Origin of the sequence: Sphingomonas sp. Leaf67 (assembly GCF_001421965.1) — a bacterium.
In the GTDB taxonomy this organism is placed as follows: domain Bacteria; phylum Pseudomonadota; class Alphaproteobacteria; order Sphingomonadales; family Sphingomonadaceae; genus Sphingomonas.
The window spans coordinates 169,844-193,916 of sequence record NZ_LMLP01000001.1; the positions used below are offsets into that span (position 1 = coordinate 169,844).

The following is a 24,073-nucleotide window of genomic DNA, read 5'->3' on the forward strand; positions in this document are numbered from 1 at the left end:
ACATCGGCGCTCGCGGAAGGCGACGCAAGAGGCTACCCCGCCGCAGCGCACCCGGAAAGATGGTTAGCGGCCACCCGGTGCGCGGTGCGCGAGATAGGCAAGCCGTCGAACCTCCCGCCTGCCGCGTACGACGGTATCGAGGATCAACCCCGAGAACAGGCAGAGCGACGCCAGGATCACGAGGCCGGTCGCGAGGATCGCGGTCGGAAAGCGTGGCACCAGTCCGGTCTTTGCATAGGTGATCGCGAGCGGTACCGCGAGGATCACGGCGAGCACCGCCAGCGCCAGCCCGATCGCACCGAAAAACCACAGGGGCCGCTCGATCCGGTAGAGCGTCGCGATGGTACGAGCGATGCGAAAGCCGTCGCCATAGGTCGACAGCTTCGAGGCCGATCCCTCCGGACGGGCGAAATAGCGCGTGGCGATCTCCGCCACCGGCATGCGAAGTTCGAGCGCGTGGACGCTGATCTCGGTCTCGATTTCAAACCCGGCCGACAGCGACGGAAAACTCTTTACGAACCGGCGCGAAAACACCCGGTACCCTGACAGGATATCGGTGAAACTCCGGCCGAACAGCCGGGCGAGCATGCCCGTCAGCATGGCATTGCCGAAGCGGTGACCGCGCCGATAGGCCAGTACGGCCTCGCTTACCCGTTGCCCGACGACCATGTCGAGTTGTTCGTCGATCAACCGCGCGACCAGTTGCGGTGCCGCCTCCGCGTCATAGGTCGCATCGCCGTCGGCCATGACGTAGATGTCGGCGTCGATGTCGGCGAACATCCGTCGCACGACCGCACCCTTGCCCTGCAGGCGCTCGGTCCGCACCACCGCCCCCGCCGCCTGCGCGACCTCGATCGTGCGATCGGTGGAGTTGTTGTCGTACACATAGACGGTCGCCTGCGGCAGCGCGGCGCGGAACTCGGCGACGGTCGCCGCGATCGCGGCTTCTTCGTTATAGCAGGGCAGCAGGACGGCGACGGTCATGGACATGCCCGGGCGTACAACATCCCGCGTCGCCGAAAGCAAGCATCCCGACAGCAAAAGGCCGCCCGCTCCCGTTCGGGAAGCGGACGGCCTTTATGCCGTTCCGTCCGGACCGATCAGCCTTCTTCGGCTTCGGTCTCGACCTTCTTCTTGGCGCGTGGCTTCTTGGCCGGTGCCGGTTCGGCCTCCGCGTCAGCGGTTTCGGCCGGCGCATCGTCGGCCTTCTTCGCAGGTGCCTTGCGGGTCGCGGCCTTCTTCTTGGGCGCTTCGGCTTCGGCCGGCGCGTCGGGCGAAGCCGGCTCGACGTCCTTGGCCGTTACCGGCTTCGCCGCAGCGTGGTCATGGTCGTGGCTGTGATCGTGACCGCAGTCCGGGCCATGCACGTGCGGCACCGCACCTTCTTCGCTCTCGATCGCGGCTTCGAGTTCCTCGCGCGACACTTCGCGGTCCGTGATCTCGGCCTTGCCGAACAGGAAGTCGACGACCTTGTCCTCGTACAGCGGGGCACGCAGCTGGGCGGCCGCCATCGGCTCCTGCTGGACATACTGCATGAAACGCTGGCGATCTTCCGGGCCGTACTGCTGCGCGGCCTGCATGATCAGGCGCTGCATTTCCTGCTGGCTGACCTCGATGCCGTTGGCCTGGCCGATTTCCGACAGCAGCAGGCCGAGGCGGACGCGACGGACGGCGATCTGGCGATAATCCTCACGCTCGGCTTCCAACTCGGCACGGGCGGCTTCCGGATCGGCTTCGTGGCCGGCTTCATGCTGAAGCTGTGCCCAGATCTGCTCGAACTCGGCTTCGACCATCGACGGCGGAACTTCGAAATCATGGCCGGCGGCGAGCTGATCGAGCAGCTTGCGCTTCATGTGCGTGCGGGTCAGGCCGTTGAGTTCCTGCTCGATCTGGCCCTTGATGAGGCCACGCAGCTGCTCGAGGCTTTCGAGACCCAGCGACTTGGCGAACTCGTCGTCCGGACCGCCTTCGGCAGGTACCTTCACATCGGTGATCTTCAGGTCGAAGGTCGCGGCCTTGCCCTTCAGGTTTTCGGCCTGATAGTCGTCGGGGAAGGTGACGTTGATCGTCTTTTCGTCGCCCTTCTTCACGCCGACCAGCTGGTCTTCGAAACCGGGGATCAGACGACCCGATCCGATCTCGATCGACATGCCTTCGCCGGTGCCGCCGTCGAACGCGACGTCGTCGACCTTGCCGACGAAATCCATTACGACCAGATCGCCGGTCGCGGCCTCATGGCCTTCCTCGGCGTCTTCGTGGCGCTTGTTGCTGCTGGCGAGCTGTTCGATCTGCTGATCGACCACCGTTTCGTCGGCGGGGACGGTCAGGCGCTCCAGCTGCAGCCCGTCGATCGCCGGGGCCGGCACGTCGGGCAGGACTTCCAGCGAGACCGAAACCGCAGCGTCCTGGCCGGGCGCATAGGTGCCGTCGAGCGACACCTGCGGGGCGGTGGCAGGGCGCAGCTTCTGTTCGGCGATCAGCGTCTGGATGCCGTCCTGGATCGAGCTGTTGAGCGCATCCTGCGCCAACGCCTCGCCATGCATCTTGCGAACCAGGTTCGCCGGCACCTTGCCGGGGCGGAAGCCGGGCATCTTCACGGTCGGGGCAACGCGCTTGACCTCGGCATCGACCTTTGAGTCGATATCTGCCGCGGTGATGGTCAGCATGTAGGCGCGCTTCAGGCCCTCGTTCAACGTCTCGACAGTCTGCATTCTCGAAGCTTTCGTCAAAGGAATCGATTCGGGGCGGCTCCAGCATCGACCGGGCGGCGGCGTCACTGGTGCGGGCGAAGGGAGTCGAACCCCCACATCTTTCGATACTGGAACCTAAATCCAGCGCGTCTACCAATTCCGCCACGCCCGCCGAGCGGACGCCGCCGGCACGGGCGCGTCTATAGCAGCCATGCACGCCGGGGCAAGTCGCCACGCTTCGCAGAGTTGCGGGCGGGCCGCAACCCGTGTCCACGGGACGCGTTGAGGGAAATGAAGGAGAGCGCGTTCATGCCCGTAGAACCACCCATCCCCGCCGAAACCCCCGCCCCCGATCCCGGCGTCGCACCGACCACGCCGCCGCCCGAATATCCGATACCGCAGACCGAGCCGGGACAACCGACCGCCCCGCCGCCCGAAATCGACGTGCCCGGCCCCGACATTGACGTGCCATCGCCCATGCCTGGGGGCGACCCCGGTGTGACGCCGGTACCTGGCCAACCAGTGATGGATGGGAACTGACATGAGCGACCGCGATCGCAGCAGCCACCCCGACAGCCCGCCCGAAGGCGACACCGATCGCCGCAGCGACATCGAAAAGGCGGTCGACACCGTCAATGGCGACGTCGAACGGGCCGGTACCGACGCCGGTGCCACGTCACCGACCGAACCGACCGTCTCGCCTGACAGCGCAGGCGGGTCGGGCGGTGTCGTCCGCAATCAGGAAGGCGACGGCCAATAGGTCAGCGCGAAACGACCCGCCGCGCGGTGATGACCTTCACCGGCGCGGCGGGCATTTCGCCTTTGAACGCGCCATTGGTCGCCTTGGCCGGATCGACCGGCGTATCGAGTATCCTGGTCAGGACATCGCGCCCCTCGACGATCCGCGCGAAGGCGGCATAGCCCTGCCCGTCGGCCGGTACGCCCGGCGCGGCATCGAGCGAACGCCGCTGATCCCCGACCGAAATCGTGAACTCCCCCCGCGCCGTTCCGACGCCGAGTCGCGCGACCGATAGCGTGCCATCGGTGTGCGACAGACCGGTCTGAGTCGTCGGTTCGTGCTTGATCGGCGGCAGATACCGTTTCGCGTCGGTGTGCGGGCCGAACTGCACGAAGCCGAAATCGGGGCCGACCTTGACGATGCGGTAGAAGCTGACGCCGTCGAGCCGCTTCTGATCGACATAGCGCAGAAAATTGGCGGCGGTGATCGGCGCGCGCTTCGTCTCCACCTCGACGACCAGCGTTCCCGCCGTCGTGACGATCGCGACGCGCGGCAGCGGCGCTTCGGCCGGTGTCGAAACCGGTGCCTGTGCCAGCGCCGGTCCTGCCCATGCCAGCGCCAACAGCAACGCGCGTCGCGTCGTCTTCATCATCCCAGCGCCTTCTTCAGCAGGTCGTTGACCACGCCCGGATTGGCCTTGCCGCCCATCGCCTTCATCGTCTGGCCGACGAAGAACCCGAAGAGCTTGTCCTTGCCGCCGCGGTAGTCGGCGACCTTGTCGGCGTTCTTTGCCATGACCTCGGCGATCACCGCCTCGATCGCACCGGTGTCGCTGGTCTGCTTCAGGCCGCGTTCCTCGACGATCGCGTTCGCCCCCTGCCCTGTTTCGAGCATGAATTCGAATACCTGCTTCGACAGCGTGCCCGACAGCGTGCCGTCGGCGACCAGCTTCAGCAATTCCGCGCCTTGTGCCGGCGAGACCGGGCTGTCGACAATGCCCTTACCCAACCGGTTCAGCGCCCCGTACAGGTCAGAAATCAACCAGTTGGCGGCGGACTTTGCCGGCACGTCCGAACCGCATTCGGCCAGCAGCGCCTCGAACCAGCGCGCCGTTTCAACCTCGGCGGTCAGTACGGCGGCGTTGTACGCCGACAGGCCCAACTCGCCCTCATAGCGATTGCGCTTGGCATCCGGCAGTTCGGGCAGGCTCGCACGGCATTCGTCGAGGAATGCGTCGTCGAGTTCGAGCGGCAGCAGGTCGGGATCGGGGAAGTAGCGATAATCATGCGCGTCTTCCTTCGATCGCATCGACCGGGTCACGCCCTTGTCCGGATCGAACAGGCGGGTTTCCTGCACGATGCGGCCGCCATCCTCGATCACCGCGACCTGCCGATTCGCCTCATATTCGATCGCGGCCATTACGAACCGGACCGAGTTGACGTTCTTGGTCTCCGTCCGCGTGCCCAGTTCCTCGCCCGGCCGGCGCACAGAGACATTGACGTCGGCGCGCATCGACCCCTGATCCATATTGCCGTCGCACGACCCGACATAGCGCAGGATCGTCCGCAGCTTCGACAGATACGCCCCTGCCTCGGCTGGCGAACGCATGTCGGGACGGCTGACGATCTCCATCAGCGCGACGCCCGACCGGTTGAGGTCGACGTACGAGCGGGTCGGATGCTGGTCGTGCATCAGCTTGCCGGCATCCTGCTCGACATGGATGCGCTCCACGCCGATCGTCTTGGTCGGGCTGTCGGGATTCTTCTCGTCGAGCACGACCGTGACCGACCCCTCGCCGACCAGCGGGTGGTAGAGCTGGCTGATCTGATAGCCCTGCGGGAGATCGGCGTAGAAATAATTCTTGCGGTCAAAGCGCGACCATTTGTTGATGACCGCATCGATCGCCATCCCGGTCCGGACTGCCTGCCGAATGCATTCGCGATTCGGCGTCGGCAACATGCCCGGCATCGCGGCGTCGACCAGCGACACCTGCGTATTCGGCTCGGCACCGAACGCGGTTGCCGCCCCGGAGAACAGCTTGGCGTTCGACGTGACCTGAGCATGGACTTCGAGGCCGATCACGACCTCCCAGTCGCCGGTCGCGCCACGGATGCGATAGGTGGATTCGGTCATCGTCTTTTTCTTCTGCTCCGACCAAAGCGTTTGGTGACGGCATTTTCACACCGATCAAACAACACTCCGAACAATTCCGTTATGACCTCGTCGATCGCCTGGAAGAGCAATTCGGCAAGGAAATGAATCACCACCACTTATCCGCACGGGCAACAAATCCGGCCCGCTGCTCGATCGCCAGTCCGGCGTTCAATACGCCCTGTTCATCGAGCGGTCGGCCGATAATCTGCAACCCCAGCGGCAACCCGTCCTTGTCGACGCCGCCCGGCACACTCATCGCCGGCAGGCCCGCCAGCGACGACGGCACGGTGAAGACGTCGTTCAGGTACATCGCAATCGGATCGGCGCTCTTTTCGCCCAGCGCGAACGCCGCCGACGGCGCGGTCGGGGTCAACAGCACGTCGCACTGCTCGAACGCCGCTTCGAAATCGCGCGCGATCAGCGTCCGCACCTTTTGTGCCTGCGTATAATAGGCGTCGTAGAAACCGGCCGACAGCACATAGGTGCCGATCATGATCCGGCGCTTCACCTCGTCGCCGAAGCCCGCGGCGCGGGTCGCGGCATACATGTCCTGCAGGCCGGCACCATCGGGCAGCACCCGTTGACCATAGCGCACGCCATCATAGCGGGCGAGGTTCGACGACGCTTCGGCCGGAGCGATGATGTAATAGGCCGGCAGCGCATATTTGGTATGCGGCAGCGAGACCTCGACGATCTCCGCGCCGGCATCCTTCAGCCAGTCGATGCCTTGCTGCCACAGCGCCTCGATCTCGGCGGGCATGCCGTCGACACGATATTCCTTCGGGATACCGACGCGCTTGCCGCGCAGGTCGGCGTTGAGGCCCGCTTCCCATGCCGGCACCGGCAGGTCGAGCGACGTCGCGTCCTTCGCATCGAACCCCGCCATCGCCTCCAGCATGATCGCACAGTCGCGGGTATCGTGCGCCATCGGCCCCGCCTGATCGAGCGACGAAGCGAAGGCGACGACGCCGTAGCGCGAGCAGCGGCCATAGGTCGGCTTGATGCCGGTGATCCCGACGAACGCGGCCGGCTGACGGATCGAGCCGCCGGTATCGGTGCCGGTCGCCGCGGGGCACAGCCGCGCCGCGATCGCCGCCGACGAGCCACCCGACGACCCGCCCGGTGCCAGCGGCGCGGTATCGCCCGGCCGACGCCATGGCGAGATGACGTTGCCGAACGCACTGGTTTCGTTGGACGATCCCATGGCGAACTGGTCGAGGTTCAGCTTGCCCAGCATCCCCGCACCGGCATTCCACAAATTGCCCGACACGGTCGATTCATATTGCGGCACGAAGCCCTTCAGGATGTCGCTCGCCGCCGTGGTCTCCACGCCCTGTGTGCAGAACAGGTCCTTCATGCCGATCGGTACACCGGCAAGGGGCTTGAGCGTCTCGCCGGCGGCGCGCGCGTCGTCGGCTGCCCTGGCAGCGGCACGCGCATGGTCGGGGGTCTCGACAAGGAACGCGTTGAGCGGCTTTGCAGCGGAGACCGCGTCGATGAACGCATCGGCGACGTCGCGGGCGGAAAAATCGCCGCCGCGCACGCCGTCGCGGATCGCGGCGACGCCAAGGTCGGTCAGGTTCGACACTATTCGATCACTTTCGGAACGGTGAAAAAGCCATGCTCGCCCTGCGGCGCATTGGCGAGCACACGGTCGCGGACGTCGCCATCGGTGACGACATCGTCGCGCAGGCGCAGATGATTGGGGATGACCGCGGTCATCGGTTCGACGCCGCTGGTATCGACCTCGCCCAGTTGCTCGATAAAACCGATGATATTGCCGAGTTCGGGTGCCAGCTTTTCGGCTTCGGCATCGGTGATCGCGATACGGGCAAGGCCGGCCACGCGTTTGACGGTTGCAGGTTCGACGGACATGGCATGGGCGGCTAGCATTCCGGCGAGCCCCCCACAAGCACCGCAAAGCGGTTGCGTGGGAACGCCGCTTCCCCCACCAATGCCGAGATAACGGCGGAGACGGGGTTGGCGCGCAAATTCCTGTATGTGGTGGCGGCACTGATCGTGCTGGCGATCGCCGCGCTGTTCGCCTTTCGCCTGTTCGGCAACCACCTGTTGCGCCGGGCGATGGTCCCGGGCGTCGCGTTTCGCGCCGAACCCGCGATGCCGGCCAACGCCTATGCCGACCGCGCCCTGTGGTTCGCCCGGCCGGGACTGACCAATACGCCGGTCGACTGGCTGCCGCAGGGTATCGCACCGACGGCACCGGGCGATGCCGAAGTCTTCTTCGTTCATCCGACGTCGTTCGTCGGCACCGATCGCTGGAACGCCGCGCTCGATGATCGCGAATCGAACGGCCGGGCGCAGGTGTTCCTGCGCGGACAGGCCAGCGCGTTCAGCGCCGCCGGTCGGGTCTGGGCACCGCGCTATCGCCAAGCGACGTTCGGTGCCTTCCTGACCGGCGACGCCGCGGCCACGCAGGCGCTCGATCTCGCCTATCGTGACGTTGCGGCGGCGTTCGATACGTTCGTCGCCGAAGCCGATCCGAAGCGCCCGATCATCCTCGCCGGGCACAGCCAGGGCGCACTGCACCTGACGCGACTGCTGCGGGAGAAGGTTGCCGGCACCCCGCTCGCCCGCCGCATCGTCGCGGCTTATGTCGTCGGCTGGCCGGTATCGAAGGCGACCGACCTGACCGCCCTTGGCCTGCCCGAATGCACCACCGCCGATCAGGCGCGCTGTCTGCTGTCGTGGCAGAGCTTCGCCGAACCTGCCGACCCGACGCTCATCGTCGAGCGATATGACGCGTCGACCGGGTTCGACGGACGTGCACGCAGCGGGACGCCGATGGTATGCACCAACCCGCTGACCGACACCGCCAACGCCGCCGCGCCGGCCAGCGCGAATCAGGGCACGCTGATCCCAGACAAGGAGCTGACCGATGCGACGATGACGCCGGGTCTGGTCCCCGCCCGTTGCGACGAACGCGGTGTCCTGCTCATTGGCGACAGCCCGCCCGATCTCGGCCCCTATGTGCTGCCGGGCAATAACTGGCACGTGTACGATTACAGCCTGTTCTGGGCGAATGTCCGCGCCGACGCACTGCGCCGGCTGGCGGCATGGGAGAAACGATGATTACCGAAGACCGCGCCTTCTTTCGCGACGCGCTGCCCGAAGGCGGTCGGCTGATCGGGCTCGACGTCGGGACCAAGACGATCGGCACCGCGCTGTGCGATGCCGGATGGAGCTTCGCCAGCCCGGCGATCCTGATCAACCGGACCAAATTCACCGCCGACAAGGCGCAACTGACGACCCTGATCCGCCAGCAATCGGTGCGCGGCATCGTCGTCGGCCTGCCGCTCAACATGGACGGCACCGATTCGCCACGGACGCAGTCGATCCGGGCGTTCGCCCGCAATCTCGACGACAGCGGCCTGCCGATCTTCCTGTGGGACGAACGCTGGTCGACGGTCGCCGTCGAACGGCAGATGATCGCCGAAGACCTCAGCCGCGCCAAACGCGCCGAACGCGTCGACAAGCTGGCTGCCGCCTATATCCTGCAAGGGGCGATCGACGCACTGGTCAACGTTCCGCTCGGCTGACCTTGCGCAAGCGCGTGGCCCGGCCTAACCGGTCGCCTCAATGCATAGCTCAGACCACCGCCCCGCCGCCATGATCGATGGGGGTGCCGTTTTCCCGCATCGCCACCTGACCGGGATCGAGGGGTTGCAGCCTCATGAGATCCTGTTCCTGCTCGACGAAGCGGAACAATGGATAGACGCCAATCGCAGCCGCGGTCCCAGCGACCACCGGCTGGACGGCGTGACCCAGATCAACGCCTTCTTCGAAAACAGCACGCGCACGCTGTTGTCGTTCGAGATCGCCGGCAAGCGGCTGGGGGCCGACGTGGTCAACATGCATGCCGGCCAATCGAGCGTGAAGAAGGGCGAGACGCTGATCGACACCGCCGTGACGCTCAACGCGATGCGCGCCGACGTGATCGTCATCCGCCACGGTTCGTCGGGCGCGGTGCAGCTGATCGCCGACAAGGTCGATTGCCCGGTGCTGAATGCGGGCGATGGCTGGCACGAACATCCCACGCAGGCGCTGCTGGATGCGCTGACCATCCGCCGGCGGCTGGGGGAAATCGCCCACAAGCGTGTCGTGATCTGCGGCGACATCCTGCACAGCCGGGTCGCGCGGTCGAACATCCTTGCCCTCACCACGCTTGCCGCCGAAGTCCGCGTCGTCGCGCCGACGACGTTGATGCCGCAGGCGATCGAATCGATGGGCGTCACCCCCTTCACCGATTTCGACGCCGCGCTGGAGGGGGCCGATGTCGTGATGATGCTGCGGTTGCAGAATGAGCGGATGAACGGCGGATTCATTCCCTCGACCCGCGAATATCATCTCCGCTACGGCCTGACCCGCGAACGGCTGAAACGGGCCGAACCACACGCGATCGTCATGCATCCGGGACCGATGAACCGGGGGATCGAGATTACCAGCGACGTCGCCGACGATCCCGAACGCTCCACCATCACCGAACAGGTTGAAATGGGCGTCGCGGTGCGCATGGCGTGCCTCGACGTGCTGACCCGACGCAGCCGCGGCGTGGAGGGCTGGGCATGAGCATGATCTTTACCGGCGGCACGCTGGTTTGTCCCGATGCCGGGGTGAACAACGGCGACCTGACCATCATCGGCGATACCATCGCGATCGACGCCGCCGACGCCGAACGCATCGACATAACCGGCAAACTGCTGGCACCCGCGATCGTCGATCTCGGCGTATTCGGCATCGATGCCGCCGCGTGCCGGGCGGGCGGGATCGTCCGGGTCGGACTGATGCCCGATCAGGCCCCGGTCCTCGACGATCCGGGCATCGTCGCGCGGGCGGCGCATATGGGCAAGCCCGATATCTGGATCCACCCGCTATCGGCCGCGACGCAGGGGCTGCGCGGCACCGACCTCGCCGAAATGGCGATCAACGCCGAAGCGGGTGCGGTGGCGGTCGCGACCGGGCGGCGATGGATCGCCGACAGCGGCGTGATGCGCAAGGTGCTGGCCTATGCGCGCGACTGCGATCTGGTCGTGGTCGCCCATGCCGAGGACGGCGGCGTCGCTGGCGACGCGGTGGCGACGTCGGGCGAGACGGCGACGCGGCTCGGCCTGCCCGCTGCACCCGCCATCGCCGAAGCGCTGGCGATCGCGCGCGACGTGATGCTGGCGGAGGATACGGGCGCGCGGCTGCATTTCCGACAGGTGACGACTGCCGCCGGGTTCGATCTGATCCGGGCGGCCAAGCGACGCGGCGTTCGCGTCACCTGCGGCATCACCCCCGCCCATCTCTATTTCTCCGACATCGCGATGAGCGATTTCCGGACCTTCGCCCATCTCTCGCCGCCGTTGCGCGACGAAGGCGATCGTCGCGCCGCGCGCGCCGCGCTGGCCGACGGGACGATCGACGTGTTGTGTTCGGGGCATGATCCGCGCGGTCCCGAGGCCAAGCGCCTGCCCTTCGCCGATTCGGAACCCGGCATGGCGGGGGCGGAGACGCTGTTGGCGCTTGGGCTGGGGCTGGTTCGCGACGGGCTGATCGAACTCGACCGCCTCTTCGCGTTGCTGGCGCGGAACCCGGCGAAGCTGCTCGGCCTCGATACCGGCACATTGGCCACCGGTGCGCCCGCCGACCTGATCGTCGTCGATCAGGACACGCCGTGGCAGGTCCGCGCCGACGCACTGGCGGGCAAGGCGGCGAACACGCCGTTCGATGGCCTGCCGGTGCAGGGCCGCGCGGTTCGGGTGATAAAGGGCGGCGCGTTCCTGTAAAGGAACGCGCCGCCTCCTCCTGGGAGAGGCTCGGGAAACTGGATCAGCGCGAGGCGAGGCGTTCGGGACGGGCCCAATTCGCCAGTTGCTCGCCGGCATGGGTACGAACGAAACAGCGTTCGCCCTTTGCCCGTACGCGACCGCACAGCGACGCGGCATCGGCACGGGCGAGACCGCCGACCGACAGCCGGTAGAAACTGGCGCCACGGACGCTCGCCTGCATACCCTGTGGCGACATTCCGGCAAGCCGGGGTACGTTTCGACTCAAACGCCGCCAGGCGGACCGGGCAACCGCCGGGGTATCGAACGCGCCAAGCTGCACATAATACCCACCAATGTCACGCGACTTCGGTGCAGCCGCCATGCGGACCGGGCCGATCGAATTGCCACGGGGGCGATAATCGCTCGGCAACGCCTGCACGACCTCCTGCCGGGGCGCGAAGGTGATGGCCGGGCGAATGACGGTCGCCACCTGCGTCGGCGCAGCCACCGGCTCGTCCATGACCGGCTCGGCCAGAGCGACCGCCACCGGTGCGGCATCGCCCGGTGCCGAAAGTGCCAGCTGCGTCGGTTGTCCCCGATCGACGGCAGGTGTCACGCCGAGCAACGCCGCGACCTGCTGCGCCGCCGATTGCGGCCGCGCGAAACCCGCCCATTCGACCAGTCGCGCATCGACCTGTTCGGGCGACATGTCGACCGACGCAACCGTGCGCGCTTCGACCCAGCGCCCGTCGAGGGCCAGCGCAAGCGCAAGATTTTGTCGCATCGTCGCGGTCGCCGCCGGATCGCGCGCAGCTTCGCTGAGCAACGCGATACCACCGGCCGGATCACCCGCCAGCGCCAGCGCCAGTCCGCGATCGGCATTTGCGATCCGCGCGGCATGCGCGGTCAGCGTCACGCGCGCCGCCACCCATTCGCCGGTCGCGGTCTGCGCCAGCGCAAGGTTCAATGCGGCGCGGCCATCGGCCGGGTTCAGCGCCAGCACGTCGCTGAACGCCTGAGTGGCGGAGGCAAACCGTCCCGCCTGAAGATAGGCCTTGCCCAACAGCGTGCGAAAAGCGGGATCGCGCGGGGCGAGCGAGACCGCTTGTTCGGCGAAGGTCACGGCTTCGTCGCCGCGCCGCTTCGCGAGCGCCTTGGTCGCCTTGCCCGCCAGCTTCTGCGCCATGTTCTGTTCGGACGATGCCACCGCCACGGTGCCGCTGGCGACCAACGCCAGCGAACCGCCGAGCATCGCCGTGGCCAGACCGACCGATATCAGCAGATGGGTCTTCATTGCGTGCCCTTTGCGGCCCCATCGGGGGCAAGGCGCTGAACGAGCGCCGCGATGTCGGAGGTCGACGGGAGGGACCGATCGAGCGCTTCGCGCACGAACGCCTCCGGGGAAAGGTTGCGTACCGTCGCCGCCAGCCGCAACCGCAACAGCCGGTCGGCATCGAGCGTCAGGACGATCGATCCTTCCCCCGCTGACGGCGCGACCTGGAGCATCGCCCGCTCGCGCAGGACGGCCGGAACCGGCGTCGTCGGCTCGCCCAGATCGTTCCAGCCGAGATCGTCACCAGGATCGGTCGCATCGCCGGTCCCGTGCGGCCGCATCGCCGGACGTGCCTCTCCCTTGCGGGCCAGCAGGCCGGGATTGATCTGCGAAGGGTTGCGTGGTGTGGCCATGACTAGCCCCGCACCCGACGGCCAAAGCCCCCGGCAGTACGCGGACCACCCGACAGCGTCGGCACGGCGAACACGGTACGACGGAAATTCTTTTCGAGGCGATCCTGGATATAGTTCCACAGCGCCTCGATCTCGGCGCTCGACTTCGACGTCGGATCGATCTCCATGACCGTCCGCCCGTCGACCATCGACGATGCGAAATCGACGCGGTGATGGACCGTCACCGGCGCGACCGTGCCGTGTTGCGACAGGGCCATCGTTGCCTCTGCCGTGATCTTGGCGCCCGGCGTCGCCGCGTTGACGACGAAGACCAGCGGCTTGCCGGCACGATCGCACAGGTCGACGGTCGCGCCGACAGCGCGCAGGTCGTGCGGGCTGGGCCGGGTCGGCACCACGATCAGTTCGGAAACCGCGATCACGCTCTGGATCGCCATCGTGATCGCCGGCGGGGTATCGATCACCGCCAGTTTGAAACCATGTGCGCGCAACGTTTCCAGATCGGCCGCCAGGCGCGCGACCAGCGTCTGCGCGAACGCCGGTTCGTCGGTGACGCGCGCGTTCCACCAGTCGGCCAGCGACCCTTGCGGATCGATGTCGACCATGACGACCGGACCCGCGCCCGACCGCTCGGCCTGCACGGCGAGATGCCCGGACAATGTCGTCTTGCCCGATCCCCCCTTTTGCGATGCCACCGCCAGAACGCGCATGCCGCTTACGTCTCCCTTCACTTGCAGCCGGGATTTGCACGGACAGGACTAAAATGCGGTTAACGTCCTGTACGGGATCGACCGATCGCGAAAGCCGTTCCGCCGATCGGCAAGCGCTGATAATGGACGGCGATGATCGCAAGGGGGACTTGGATGCGCGGTGCGATGGGGGCGGCTCTGGCGGCGGCAATGCTGGCGGCACCGGCGTTTGCCGATGTGAAGGCCGGGGTCGAGGCATGGGCGCGGGGCGACTGGACGACGGCGGTCGGCGAATGGCGCGAGCCGGCGGTCGCGGGCGATGCCGATGCCCAGTTCAATCTGGGGCAGGCGTACAAGCTCGGTCGTGGCGTGCCGATGAACCTGACCGAAGCCGAACAATGGTATGCCCGCGCTGCGCAACAGGGGCACCGGCAGGCCGAGGAAAATTACGGCCTGATCCTGTTCCAGAACGGCAAGCGCCCCGAAGCCGTCCAATGGCTCGAAAAATCGGCAAACCGCGGCGAAGCGAGAAACCAGTTCGTCCTCGGCACGATGCTCTTCAACGGTGACGCCGTGCCGAAGGACTGGCGGCGCGCCTATGCGTTGATGACGCGCGCGTCGTCGGCGGGATTGCCGCAGGCGGCGGCGACGCTGGCGCAGATGGACCGGTATGTTCCGCTGCCCGACCGGCAGGCGGCGCTGGCGATGGCGCGCGATCTGGAGCGGGGTGCCGGACGCCCCTCCCTGCCCGCCGCGCCCGAGGCGGCAAAGGCCACTCAGATTGCCAAGGCTCCCCCCGCCCCCAAGCCGGTCCCTCGCACCGCTCCGTCGGCGTCGTCGGTTGCCGCGGGTAACTGGCGGGTGCAGCTCGGCGCGTTCCGCGATGCGGGCAATGCGCGGCGGCTGTGGACCGAAGTCGCGGGACAGTTCGCCGGTCGCCAGCCCTTTTACGACGATGCCGGCGGCGTCACCCGGTTGCAGATCGGCCCGTTTGCCAGCAGTGCCGAGGCGAGCCGCGCCTGTGCCACGATCCGCCCGACGACCTGCGTCCCGGTAAAGCGGTGATTGCCGCCGCCCCGCTGATTATGGTGCAGATCGGCGCTCGGGCTGCTGCAAGCCTGCGCCGACATCGCCATGTGACGGCCGCTCGCGACGCGCAGTAACGCTGTTCGCGCGACCCGGACGTTCCCGCGCGCTGCGATCAGCCGCGCACCCACTCCGACGGAGCGATCCCCTGTATATACAGCAGTGCGGTCAGGTCATTATGGTCGATCCGGACCCCTGCCTCGGCAGCGACGATCGGCTTGGCATGATAGGCGACGCCTAGCCCCGCGCGGCGGATCATCGGCAGGTCGTTGGCCCCGTCGCCGACCGCCAGTGTCGCTTGCTCGTCGATGCCCAATTCATCGATCGCACCGAGCAGGGTGACTTCCTTGGTCGTCGCATCGACGATCGGCTTGGCAACCTTGCCGGTCAACTTGCCATCCTCGATCAGCAGGCGATTGGCGATCATGCGGTGAAACCCCAGCTCGGTGCCGACCGGCTCGGCAAAGCGGGTGAAGCCGCCCGATACGAGGATCGTCGTTGCGCCGCGTGCGCGCATCGTCCGGATCAGCGTCTTCGCCCCCGGCATCAGCCTGACCCTTTCGTCGAGGCACCGCTGGATCGCGTTTTCGTCCAAGCCTTCCAGCAAGGCGACGCGGGCATCGAGCGCCGATGCGAAGTCGAGTTCGCCGCGCATCGCGCGTTCGGTCACCTCGGCGATCTGCGCCTTGATCCCGGCATAGTCGGCCAGTTCGTCGATACATTCGACGGTGATCATCGTCGAATCCATGTCGGCGACCAGCAGCTTCTTCTCACGGTTCGCAGCGGGCTGAACGGCGACGTCGGCTCCCACAACAATGCCTTCGATCGCTTTCCGCGCTGCGGCTGCATCGCTGGCGAACCGGATATCGGCGGCGCGGCCTTCGTCGATCCACGTCCAGCCCTCGACCAGACAGCCGGCCACGTCCAGCCGATCGGCGGCGGCGGAAATATCGCCCGCGGCGATCGATTCGGCTGCTATCAGCGTGGCGATGAACATGGCGAAATCTCCTGACCGTCCGAGGGTCGCGCTCATCGCAGGCCCGACCGCCAGCGGCAAGTCCGCGCTGGCGATCGCTATCGCCCGGGCGCACAACGGCGTCGTCATCAATGCCGACAGCGCGCAAGTGTATCGCGACCTGCGTATCCTGTCCGCGCGCCCCTCGCCCGAAGAAGAGGCACAGGCACCGCACCGGCTGTTCGGCCATGTCGACGGCGCGGACAGCTATTCGGCGCCGGCATGGGCGAAGGACGCGATCCGAGAGATCGACGTAGCCCATGCAGCAGGCAAGCTGCCGGTGCTGGTCGGCGGCACCGGCCTGCATCTGCGGACCCTGATCGACGGCATCGCGCCCGTCCCCGACATCGACCCTGCCATCCGAGAGGCCGTCCGTGCGCTGCCGGTGGCCGAGTCTGCCGAGGCGCTCCGCATCGCCGATCCGGCAGCCGCCGCCCGTCTGAACCCGGCCGATACCACCCGCATCGCCCGTGCGCTGGAAGTGGTGCGCTCGACCGGCCGGACGCTGGCCGACTGGCAGCGCGACCGGACCGGCGGGATCGGCGACCGCATCGCACTGTCGACCATGATTCTCCTGCCCGAGCGCGACTGGCTGACCGATCGCTGCGACCGTCGCCTGTCGGCCATGTTCGATGGCGGCGCGGTCGAGGAAGTCGAGACGTTACTGGCGCGCGACGACATCCCACCACAGGCGTCGGTCAGACGCGCGATCGGCGTGATCGAGATCGAACGCTGGCAAAACGGTACATGGACCCGCGACGAAGCACTGACCGCCGCCCGCTTCGCAACGCGGCAATATGCCAAACGGCAGTATACGTGGTTCCGCAACCAGCCGCCGGCCAACTGGCTTCGCACCAGCGAAACCGAAACATGCGCGCTATCATCACAATTCGACACTTTATTACGTTAAAGATGGTTGACACGTACATTTATGGCGACTAGCGACGCCGCTCCAACGGTGCTATTCGCGCCTGCGAAAATGTTGAGGAGTTGAAGACCCATGACCGAGAAGAGTGGAGCCGCCATTTTGGTCGAGGCCCTCGTCGACCTCGGCGTGGAAGTCGTATTCGGCTATCCCGGCGGCGCGGTGCTGCCGATCTACGACGCGCTGTTCGAACATAGCCGGATCAAGCACATCCTCGTCCGTCACGAACAAGCCGCGACCCATGCGGCGGAGGGCTATGCCCGCTCGACCGGCAAGCCGGGCGTCGTGCTGGTCACCTCGGGTCCGGGGGCGACGAACGCGATTACCGGCATCACCGACGCGCTGCTCGATTCGATCCCGATGGTCGTCATCACCGGACAGGTTCCGACCGCGCTGATCGGCACCGACGCGTTTCAGGAGGCCGATACCGTCGGCATTACGCGTCACTGCTGCAAGCACAATTATCTGGTGAAGGACCCTGCGAAGCTCGGCCATGTCATTCACGAGGCGTTTCATATCGCCACCGCCGGCCGCCCCGGCCCGGTCGTGGTCGATATTCCGAAGGACGTGCAGGTCGCGACCGCGCGCTACACCAAGCCCGGCCCGATCCAGCACAAGACCTATCGTCCGAAGGTGAAGGCCGACCGGGCGCAGATCGAGCAGGTCGTCGACATGCTGGCGGCGGCCGAACGGCCGGTGCTGTACACCGGCGGCGGCATCATCAATTCGGGTCCGGGCGCGTCGCAGCTGCTGCGCGAACTGGTCCGGGTGTCGGGCGCGCCGGTCACCTCGACGTTGATGGGGCTCGGCGCCCTGCCCGCTTCCAGCCCGAACTGGCTGGGGATGCTGGGGATGCACGGCACCTATGAAGCGAATATGGCGATGAACGAGGCCGATCTGGTCATCGCCATCGGCGCGCGTTTCGACGACCGGGTGACGGGACGTCTCGACGCTTTTTCCCCGCGCAGCCGCAAGGTCCATATCGATATCGACCGGTCGAGCGTGAACAAGATCGTGCGCGCCGATCTGGGCATCATCGCCGATGCGGGCCATGCGATGGAGGACATGGTCCGCGTCTGGAAAGCGCGTCAGCATCCAAAGCCGGACCTGTCGGGATGGTGGACGAAGATCGACGGCTGGCGTGCGAAGCGTTGCCTCGACTTCCCCGAATCGACCAGGGAGATCATGCCGCAGCGTGCGATCCGTGCGCTGTACGCGGCGACCAAGCATCGCGCGCCGATCATCTCAACCGAGGTCGGCCAGCATCAGATGTGGGCCGCGCAGCATTTCGGGTTCGAAGCACCAAACAAGTGGCTGACCAGCGGCGGTCTCGGCACGATGGGCTATGGCCTGCCCGCCGCGATCGGCGCGCAGCTCGGGAATCCGGGGGCGCTGTGCATCGACATCGCCGGCGAGGCGTCGATCCAGATGAACATTCAGGAACTGGCGACGGCGACGCAATATCGCCTGCCGGTGAAGGTGTTCATCCTGAACAACGAATATATGGGCATGGTCCGCCAGTGGCAGGAACTGACCTATAGCTCGCGCTATTCGGAGAGTTACTCGGACTCGCTGCCCGACTTCGTGAAACTGGGTGAGGCCTATGGCTGGAAGGGTATTCGCATCGAAACGCCCGACCAGCTGGAGGACGGCATTCAAGCGATGCTCGACCATGACGGCCCGGTGATCGTCGACTGCATGGTGGCAAAGCTCGCCAACTGCTTCCCGATGATCCCCAGCGGCGCGGCGCATACCGACATGATCCTGCAGGCAAACGAAGTCTCGGGCGAAATGGACGACGAGGCCAAGGCGCTGGTTTGAGATAACAAGCTCCTCCCCGTTCACGGGGAGGAACAGGAACGAACATGCACATACGTCAGGAATCAGTGGAACGGCACACGCTGGCCGTGCTCGTCGACAACGAACCCGGCATCCTCGCGCGTATCGCCGGGCTGTTCTCGGGCCGTGGCTATAATATCGAGAGCCTGACCGTGTCGGAAATCACCGCCGATAAGGCGGTCAGCCGCATCACCATCGTCACCAGCGCGTCGCCGCCGGTGATGGAACAGATCATCGCGCAGCTCGACCGGCTCGTGCCCGTCCACAAGGTTGTCGACCTGACCGTACAGGGTGCGCATGTCGAACGCGAATTGGCGCTGGTCAAGGTCGTCGGCACCGGGGAGCACAGGATCGAGGCACTGCGCCTTGCCGAAGTCTATCGCGCGCGCGTGGTAGATGCGACCGTATCGAGTTTCGTGTTCGAGGTGACGGGATCGATCGAAAAGATCGACAAGTTCACCGAATTGATGGCCGAAGTCGGTCTGGTCGAGGTTGCTCGCACCGGCATCGCCGCCATCGCCCGCGGACGAGAGGCCGCCTGAACCCATCCATCGCGTGCCGCCAAAGGGCGGGCCGCGCCAAATTTTCGAAAGGGAATCCACATGCGTGTCTATTACGATCGCGACGCCGATCTGAACCTGATCTCGGACAAGAAGATCGCGATCCTCGGCTATGGGTCGCAGGGCCATGCCCATGCGCAGAACCTGCGCGATTCGGGCGTCAAGAACGTCGCCATCGCGCTGCGTCCCGGTTCGGCCAGCGCCGCCAAGGCCGAAGGTGCCGGTTTCAAGGTGATGCCGAACGCCGAAGCCGCCGCATGGGCCGACATCCTCATGATCCTCGCGCCCGACGAGCATCAGGCCGCGATCTATGCCGACGACATTCACGCCAATCTGCGCCCCGGTGCCGCACTGGCCTTCGCGCACGGGCTGAACGTCCATTTCGGCCTGATCGAGCCGCGCGCCGATGTCGACGTCATCATGATCGCGCCGAAGGGTCCGGGTCACACCGTGCGCAGCGAATATGTAAAGGGCGGCGGCGTGCCCTGCCTCGTCGCGATCCATCAGGACGCGTCGGGCAACGCGCACGACATCGCGCTTGCTTATGCCAGCGGCGTCGGCGGCGGCCGGTCGGGCATCATCGAAACCAACTTCCGCGAGGAATGCGAAACCGACCTGTTCGGTGAGCAGGCCGTGCTGTGCGGCGGCGTCACCCACCTGATCCAGGCCGGGTTCGAAACGCTGGTTGAGGCCGGCTATGCCCCGGAAATGGCCTATTTCGAGTGCCTGCACGAAACCAAGCTGATCGTCGACCTACTGTATGAGGGCGGCATCGCCAACATGCGCTATTCGATCTCGAACACCGCTGAATATGGCGACATCGTCACCGGCCCGCGCATCATCACCGAAGAGACCAAGAAGGAAATGAAGCGGGTCCTCGCCGACATCCAGTCGGGCCGCTTCGTGAAGAACTTCGTCCTCGACAACCGCGCTGGCCAGCCCGAGCTGAAGGCGGCGCGCAAGCAGGCGGCAGCGCATCCGATCGAGAAGACCGGTGCCGAACTGCGCGCGATGATGCCGTGGATCGGTGCGAACAAGCTCGTGGATCAGTCGAAGAATTGACGGAGCGCAGCGAAAACGCTGAACTCAACAAGTCTTCGACCGGCCGGCGCGACAAAGCCGCCCCACGGGGCGCGGCTTTGTCGCGACCGACGGGCGGGCGGTGATCTTACCCCGTCGTCATCCCGGCGAAAGCCGTCATCCATGGACATGACCATGTCGCGATCCATCGATATCGCCCGACACAATGGATCCCGGCCTGCGCCGGGATGACGGCTGAAGGGCGTACCATTCCTACCAAACCAACGGCACCGAAACCGAAACCGATCGTTTCGCATCCGGCATTTGACCCGAAACGCTGCGCCACCGACAAGGGCGCATCGATTTTCGCCTCGACCGGAGAACACTTCTCATGCGCACGCCCCTGATCCTCGCCGCCGCCCTGTTCGCGGTTGCCGCCCCGACCGTCGCCCAGATGCCGGGCGCCCCGGACAAGGCCCGCGTCACCGCCGGCAACTACACCGTCGACACCGCCCATACGCAGGTCGCGTGGCAAGTGAACCATATGGGCTTCACGATGCTCGACGGCCTGTTCGGCGCGACCGGCGGCATGGCGACGATCGACCCCAAGAACCCGGCCGCGACCAAGGTCAGCATCGATTTCAACATCGCCGATGCGCTGACCGTTACCAGCCCGCAATTCGCAAACCACCTGAAGTCGAAGGATTTCTTCGACGTAGCGACCTATCCGACCGCCAAGTTCGTCTCGACCCGTATTCAGCCGATGGGCGACCACTGGATGATGACCGGCAACCTCACGATCAAGGACCAGACGAAGCCGGTTCAGCTGACCGTCCGCTTCATGGGCGCGGGTGAGAACCCGATGAACAAAAAGAAGAACGTCGGCTTCACCGCCACCGGCAGCATCATGCGCAGCCAGTTCGGCCTCGGGTTTGCGGTGCCGGCGGTATCGGACAAGGTAGATTTGACCATCAACGCCGCGTTCGTCGCAGCCTGACCGGTCGGTGCGCGCGGTTCAGGCCGCGCGCATCCCCGCAAACCCTTCGAAGGTGCCGCGCACGCTGGGTGCGGCATGTTCGACCAGTTGCGCGACCTGCGCCACTGCACCGCCGTTGCCGTCGTCGGCGGCCATCGCCCAATCCCCGAACTCGCGCGCCTCGACCGAGCGCCGTGACAGCACGACGAGCGCGAAGTGACGGGGATCGGTCGCGATCCGCGCATAGGCCGCCTCGACCTTCGCGGGATCGCCCTCCAGCGCCTGCAGGAACCGGCGGCCCTTGGCGTGGAGCAGGCCGGTTATCCCGTCACGGCGATTATTGCGGCGCGACCTGGCAAGAATATCGTCGAGGTCGACCGTCAGACCGTTGCGCGCGGTACTGACGTAGATCAATTGCAGCATGACGCTCCGGTAGGTTGCCCGTCCAATGCGTCGACGGTAGCCGATCAAATCTTACCAACCGGTATCGGCACCATCGGCTCTGGACTTTCAAACCGCTTTTGCCCACAGACGCGCCATGGTCCGCGCATTCGCCAACCAACTGCGACTTAGCCGCCCTTAGGGCCGGATCGCACGCGCGTGCGCCTGTCCTGAGGGAGTATCGAACCTTTCGGCAGATACCGGCGCCCCGCGCCAAATACAGGCTAGACCACGATATGTTGCGCGATCCTTCGACCAAATACCATCCCTTCCCCACCGTCGACCTGCCCGACCGTCAATGGCCGTCGCGCACGATCACCCGCGCGCCACGCTGGTTGTCGACCGACCTCCGCGACGGTAATCAGGCGCTGATCGACCCGATGGGCGCGGAGAAGAAGAACCGCTTCTTCGACCTGCTGCTGAAGGTCGGCCTGAAGGAGATCGAGGTCGGTTTCCCGTCGGCGGGCGCGACCGAGTTCGATTTCATCTCAGGCCTCGTCCGACAGGATCGCATTCCCGACGACGTATGGGTGCAGGTGCTGACGCAGTCGCGCCGTGACCTGATCGAACGCAGCTTCGAAAGCCTCGATGGCGCGAAGCAGGCGATCGTCCACCTGTACAATGCGGTAAGCCCGGCATGGCGCCGGATCGTGTTCGGCATGGAACGCCCCGAGGTGAAGGCGATCGCGGTTGCCGGTGCCAAGGTGCTGCGCGACGAAGCCGCCAAACGCCCGAACACCGACTGGCGGTTCGAATACAGCCCCGAAACCTTTTCGACCGCCGAACTGGACTTCTCGGTCGAGGTGTGTGCGGCGGTGATGGAGGTGTTGCAGCCGACCCCCGACTGCCCGCTGATCCTGAACCTCCCCGCGACGGTCGAGGCGGCGACGCCCAACGTCTATGCCGACCAGATCGAATGGTTCTGTCGCAACGTGCCGAACCGCGACAGCGTCGTCATCTCGCTGCACACCCATAACGATCGCGGCACCGGCGTCGCGGCCGCCGAACTGGGGCTGATGGCCGGGGCCGACCGGGTCGAGGGCTGTCTGCTCGGCAATGGCGAGCGGACCGGCAATTGCGATCTCGTGACCGTCGCGCTGAACCTCTACACCCAAGGCGTCGACCCGCAACTGATCCTGTCGGACATCGACGAGGTCGTGAACACGGTCAATTACTGCACTAACCTGCCCGTCCATCCGCGCACGCCCTATGCCGGCGATCTGGTGTTCACCGCCTTTTCGGGCAGCCATCAGGATGCGATCAAGAAGGGGATGGCGGCACAGGCGGTGCGCAACGACGGCCTGTGGGAAGTGCCCTATCTGCCGATCGACCCCGCCGATCTGGGTCGCAGCTACGAAGCGGTGATCCGCGTCAATTCGCAGTCGGGCAAGGGCGGCGTGGCGTGGGTGCTTGAACAGGACAAGGGCCTGAAACTGCCCAAGCGGTTGCAGGCCGATTTCAGCCGCCACGTGCAGGCGATGGCCGATGCGCTCGGCCGCGAACTGAACGCCGCCGACATCTGGACGGCTTTCCACGACGCGTATCTGCCGCAAGGCAAGGATCGCTATGCGCTGATCGACTATGCCGAGACCCATGCACCGGGCGGCGGGCCACCGCGCACGTTCGTCGGCCGGGTCCGGCTGGACGGTGAGGAACGATCGATTTCGGGCAAGGGCAACGGCCTGCTGTCGGGCCTGCTAGCGGCACTGCGCGAAGAAGGCGGGATCGACATGGACGTCATCGATTACAGCGAGCACGCGATCGGCCATGGTGCCGATGCGCAGGCCGCCGCCTATCTCGAATGCAGCCTGCCTGATGGTCGGCGCGTGTTCGGCGTCGGCATCGACGGCGACGTCGCGACCGCCACGGTCCGCGCGGCGCTCAGCGCGGCCAACGCGGTGGCGCGGGGCTGACTTCGGTTGTAACGACCCTGTCCTCGCATCGGCGCGGATAGGGTCGAACCGGCGTCAGAAGACGATCCGCGCCCACGCCGGTACCTGGTCCATGGCGGCGACCATCGTCAACGCGCTGTATCCTGTTGCGGGCGGCCCCGATACGTTCATTTTCAGAAATGAACGCGGGTGTCTTCCATATCGACGCCGTAAAGCATTGTTCTCAAACCAAAAACGCCGCCCGGCATTGGCCGGACGGCGTCTGGTTCGTAACGGCGGCGCCGGATGTGGCGCCGGCCTGCGTTACTTCATGTGTGCGCTGAGCAGCTTGTTCATTTCGAACATCGAGCACGACTTCTTGCCGAACAGCTTTTCGAGCGTCTCGTCGGCCAGAATCTCGCGCTTGTCCTTCGGGTTCTGAAGGTCATGCTTCTTGATGTATTCCCACATCTTGCTGACGACTTCGCTGCGGGGCAGCGGATCGGACCCGGTGATCTTCGCCAGATCGGCCGACGGCGTCACCGGCTTCGCGATTCCGCCCCGGGCACCGCCGGTCGTCGTGGTTTCCTTGGCCATAATATTTCTCCTATCCCCCT

At 65.9% G+C, this 24,073-nt stretch carries 25 protein-coding genes and 1 tRNA gene; 13 read left to right on the top strand and 13 right to left on the bottom strand.

What is annotated here, in order from left to right; translation table 11 throughout:
• Positions 1 to 63: 63 nt before the first annotated feature.
• From ASE90_RS00755 to ASE90_RS00765, 3 genes are all read right to left on the bottom strand, one after another.
• Entirely contained in the window at positions 64 to 990 is a 927-nt protein-coding gene (locus ASE90_RS00755) for a glycosyltransferase family 2 protein (RefSeq protein ID WP_055994626.1), read from the bottom strand.
• Positions 991 to 1,100: 110 nt separating this feature from the next.
• On the bottom strand, positions 1,101 to 2,711 hold the full coding sequence (gene tig / locus ASE90_RS00760; RefSeq protein ID WP_055994628.1) for a trigger factor: 1,611 nt from the start codon (positions 2,709 to 2,711) through the stop codon (positions 1,101 to 1,103).
• Positions 2,712 to 2,777: 66 nt separating this feature from the next.
• Positions 2,778 to 2,862: transfer RNA gene (locus ASE90_RS00765), tRNA-Leu, on the bottom strand.
• A gap of 137 nt (positions 2,863 to 2,999) precedes the next feature.
• Here ASE90_RS00765 and ASE90_RS18870 point away from each other — a divergent pair.
• Both ASE90_RS18870 and ASE90_RS00770 read left to right on the top strand, forming a co-directional pair.
• Positions 3,000 to 3,230 (top strand): hypothetical protein, encoded by a 231-nt coding sequence (locus ASE90_RS18870; RefSeq protein ID WP_082449489.1) that lies wholly within the window; start codon positions 3,000 to 3,002, stop codon positions 3,228 to 3,230.
• Position 3,231: 1 nt separating this feature from the next.
• Entirely contained in the window at positions 3,232 to 3,450 is a 219-nt protein-coding gene (locus ASE90_RS00770; protein ID WP_055994631.1) for a hypothetical protein, read from the top strand.
• Position 3,451: 1 nt separating this feature from the next.
• On the opposite strand, the gene ASE90_RS00775 is transcribed toward ASE90_RS00770, so the two are convergent.
• The 4 genes from ASE90_RS00775 to gatC all read right to left on the bottom strand — a co-directional run bounded on the left by ASE90_RS00775 (position 3,452) and on the right by gatC (position 7,458).
• The gene (locus tag ASE90_RS00775) at positions 3,452 to 4,081 is read right to left on the bottom strand and encodes a peptidylprolyl isomerase (protein ID WP_055994634.1); all 630 of its coding nucleotides are present in this window, start codon (positions 4,079 to 4,081) and stop codon (positions 3,452 to 3,454) included.
• Entirely contained in the window at positions 4,078 to 5,562 is a 1,485-nt protein-coding gene (gene gatB / locus ASE90_RS00780; protein ID WP_055994637.1) for an Asp-tRNA(Asn)/Glu-tRNA(Gln) amidotransferase subunit GatB, read from the bottom strand. Before gatB ends, ASE90_RS00775 begins: the two co-directional genes overlap by 4 nt.
• A 127-nt stretch (positions 5,563 to 5,689) precedes the next feature.
• Positions 5,690 to 7,171, bottom strand: a complete 1,482-nt coding sequence (gene gatA, locus ASE90_RS00785; RefSeq protein ID WP_055994640.1) for an Asp-tRNA(Asn)/Glu-tRNA(Gln) amidotransferase subunit GatA — start codon at positions 7,169 to 7,171, stop codon at positions 5,690 to 5,692.
• Positions 7,171 to 7,458: an Asp-tRNA(Asn)/Glu-tRNA(Gln) amidotransferase subunit GatC gene (gene gatC / locus ASE90_RS00790; RefSeq protein WP_055994643.1), complete on the bottom strand. Its 288-nt coding sequence runs from the start codon at positions 7,456 to 7,458 to the stop codon at positions 7,171 to 7,173. Before gatC ends, gatA begins: the two co-directional genes overlap by 1 nt.
• 105 nt (positions 7,459 to 7,563) lie before the next feature.
• Between gatC and ASE90_RS00795 the strand changes: the two genes are divergently transcribed.
• Genes ASE90_RS00795 through ASE90_RS00810 form a run of 4 tightly spaced genes read left to right on the top strand, consistent with a single transcriptional unit; the run spans position 7,564 to position 11,369 of the window.
• Complete coding sequence (locus tag ASE90_RS00795; RefSeq protein WP_055994646.1) at positions 7,564 to 8,673, top strand: DUF3089 domain-containing protein; 1,110 nt, start codon at positions 7,564 to 7,566, stop codon at positions 8,671 to 8,673.
• Positions 8,670 to 9,140 carry a Holliday junction resolvase RuvX gene (ruvX, locus tag ASE90_RS00800; RefSeq protein WP_055994649.1) on the top strand — a complete coding sequence of 157 codons (471 nt, stop codon included), beginning with the start codon at positions 8,670 to 8,672 and terminating at the stop codon, positions 9,138 to 9,140. The genes ASE90_RS00795 and ruvX overlap by 4 nt, the downstream gene beginning before the upstream one ends.
• Positions 9,141 to 9,180: 40 nt before the next feature.
• On the top strand, positions 9,181 to 10,170 hold the full coding sequence (locus ASE90_RS00805; protein WP_055994651.1) for an aspartate carbamoyltransferase catalytic subunit: 990 nt from the start codon (positions 9,181 to 9,183) through the stop codon (positions 10,168 to 10,170).
• Complete coding sequence (locus ASE90_RS00810; RefSeq protein WP_055994652.1) at positions 10,167 to 11,369, top strand: dihydroorotase; 1,203 nt, start codon at positions 10,167 to 10,169, stop codon at positions 11,367 to 11,369. The genes ASE90_RS00805 and ASE90_RS00810 overlap by 4 nt, the downstream gene beginning before the upstream one ends.
• 43 nt (positions 11,370 to 11,412) lie before the next feature.
• Here the strand turns inward: ASE90_RS00810 and ASE90_RS00815 are convergent, their stop codons facing one another.
• Genes ASE90_RS00815 through ASE90_RS00825 form a run of 3 tightly spaced genes read right to left on the bottom strand, consistent with a single transcriptional unit; the run spans position 11,413 to position 13,744 of the window.
• Positions 11,413 to 12,645, bottom strand: coding sequence for an SPOR domain-containing protein (locus tag ASE90_RS00815; protein ID WP_055994654.1), 1,233 nt, complete (start codon positions 12,643 to 12,645; stop codon positions 11,413 to 11,415).
• On the bottom strand, positions 12,642 to 13,037 hold the full coding sequence (locus tag ASE90_RS00820) for a hypothetical protein (RefSeq protein WP_055994655.1): 396 nt from the start codon (positions 13,035 to 13,037) through the stop codon (positions 12,642 to 12,644). Before ASE90_RS00820 ends, ASE90_RS00815 begins: the two co-directional genes overlap by 4 nt.
• Before the next feature lie 2 nt (positions 13,038 to 13,039).
• Positions 13,040 to 13,744, bottom strand: coding sequence for an AAA family ATPase (locus tag ASE90_RS00825; RefSeq protein ID WP_055994657.1), 705 nt, complete (start codon positions 13,742 to 13,744; stop codon positions 13,040 to 13,042).
• A 153-nt stretch (positions 13,745 to 13,897) separates the two neighbouring features.
• Here ASE90_RS00825 and ASE90_RS00830 point away from each other — a divergent pair, with 153 nt between their 5' ends.
• Positions 13,898 to 14,788: an SPOR domain-containing protein gene (locus tag ASE90_RS00830; protein ID WP_055994660.1), complete on the top strand. Its 891-nt coding sequence runs from the start codon at positions 13,898 to 13,900 to the stop codon at positions 14,786 to 14,788.
• A 136-nt stretch (positions 14,789 to 14,924) separates the two neighbouring features.
• Here the strand turns inward: ASE90_RS00830 and serB are convergent, their stop codons facing one another.
• Positions 14,925 to 15,806, bottom strand: a complete 882-nt coding sequence (gene serB, locus ASE90_RS00835; protein WP_055997007.1) for a phosphoserine phosphatase SerB — start codon at positions 15,804 to 15,806, stop codon at positions 14,925 to 14,927.
• On the opposite strand from serB, the gene miaA reads away from it, so the two are divergent.
• The 5 genes from miaA (at position 15,805) to ASE90_RS00860 (ending at position 21,165) form a co-directional block, all read left to right on the top strand.
• Positions 15,805 to 16,734: a tRNA (adenosine(37)-N6)-dimethylallyltransferase MiaA gene (miaA, locus tag ASE90_RS00840; RefSeq protein ID WP_235531609.1), complete on the top strand. Its 930-nt coding sequence runs from the start codon at positions 15,805 to 15,807 to the stop codon at positions 16,732 to 16,734. The genes serB and miaA overlap by 2 nt on opposite strands.
• A gap of 90 nt (positions 16,735 to 16,824) precedes the next feature.
• The gene (locus ASE90_RS00845) at positions 16,825 to 18,570 is read left to right on the top strand and encodes an acetolactate synthase 3 large subunit (RefSeq protein ID WP_055994664.1); all 1,746 of its coding nucleotides are present in this window, start codon (positions 16,825 to 16,827) and stop codon (positions 18,568 to 18,570) included.
• A gap of 44 nt (positions 18,571 to 18,614) precedes the next feature.
• The gene (ilvN, locus tag ASE90_RS00850) at positions 18,615 to 19,130 is read left to right on the top strand and encodes an acetolactate synthase small subunit (protein WP_055994666.1); all 516 of its coding nucleotides are present in this window, start codon (positions 18,615 to 18,617) and stop codon (positions 19,128 to 19,130) included.
• Positions 19,131 to 19,190: 60 nt separating this feature from the next.
• A complete protein-coding gene (ilvC, locus tag ASE90_RS00855; protein WP_055994668.1) occupies positions 19,191 to 20,210 on the top strand; it encodes a ketol-acid reductoisomerase in 1,020 nt (339 codons plus the stop codon).
• Positions 20,211 to 20,559: 349 nt separating this feature from the next.
• Positions 20,560 to 21,165, top strand: coding sequence for a YceI family protein (locus ASE90_RS00860; protein ID WP_055994671.1), 606 nt, complete (start codon positions 20,560 to 20,562; stop codon positions 21,163 to 21,165).
• An 18-nt stretch (positions 21,166 to 21,183) separates the two neighbouring features.
• Here ASE90_RS00860 and ASE90_RS00865 read toward each other — a convergent pair whose 3' ends face one another.
• The gene (locus ASE90_RS00865; protein WP_055994674.1) at positions 21,184 to 21,567 is read right to left on the bottom strand and encodes a BLUF domain-containing protein; all 384 of its coding nucleotides are present in this window, start codon (positions 21,565 to 21,567) and stop codon (positions 21,184 to 21,186) included.
• 254 nt (positions 21,568 to 21,821) lie between these two features.
• On the opposite strand from ASE90_RS00865, the gene leuA reads away from it, so the two are divergent.
• Positions 21,822 to 23,498, top strand: coding sequence for a 2-isopropylmalate synthase (leuA, locus tag ASE90_RS00870; RefSeq protein ID WP_055994676.1), 1,677 nt, complete (start codon positions 21,822 to 21,824; stop codon positions 23,496 to 23,498).
• Between the two features lie 282 nt (positions 23,499 to 23,780).
• On the opposite strand, the gene ASE90_RS00875 is transcribed toward leuA, so the two are convergent.
• Entirely contained in the window at positions 23,781 to 24,053 is a 273-nt protein-coding gene (locus ASE90_RS00875; protein WP_055761337.1) for an SWIB/MDM2 domain-containing protein, read from the bottom strand.
• Positions 24,054 to 24,073: the final 20 nt, after the last annotated feature.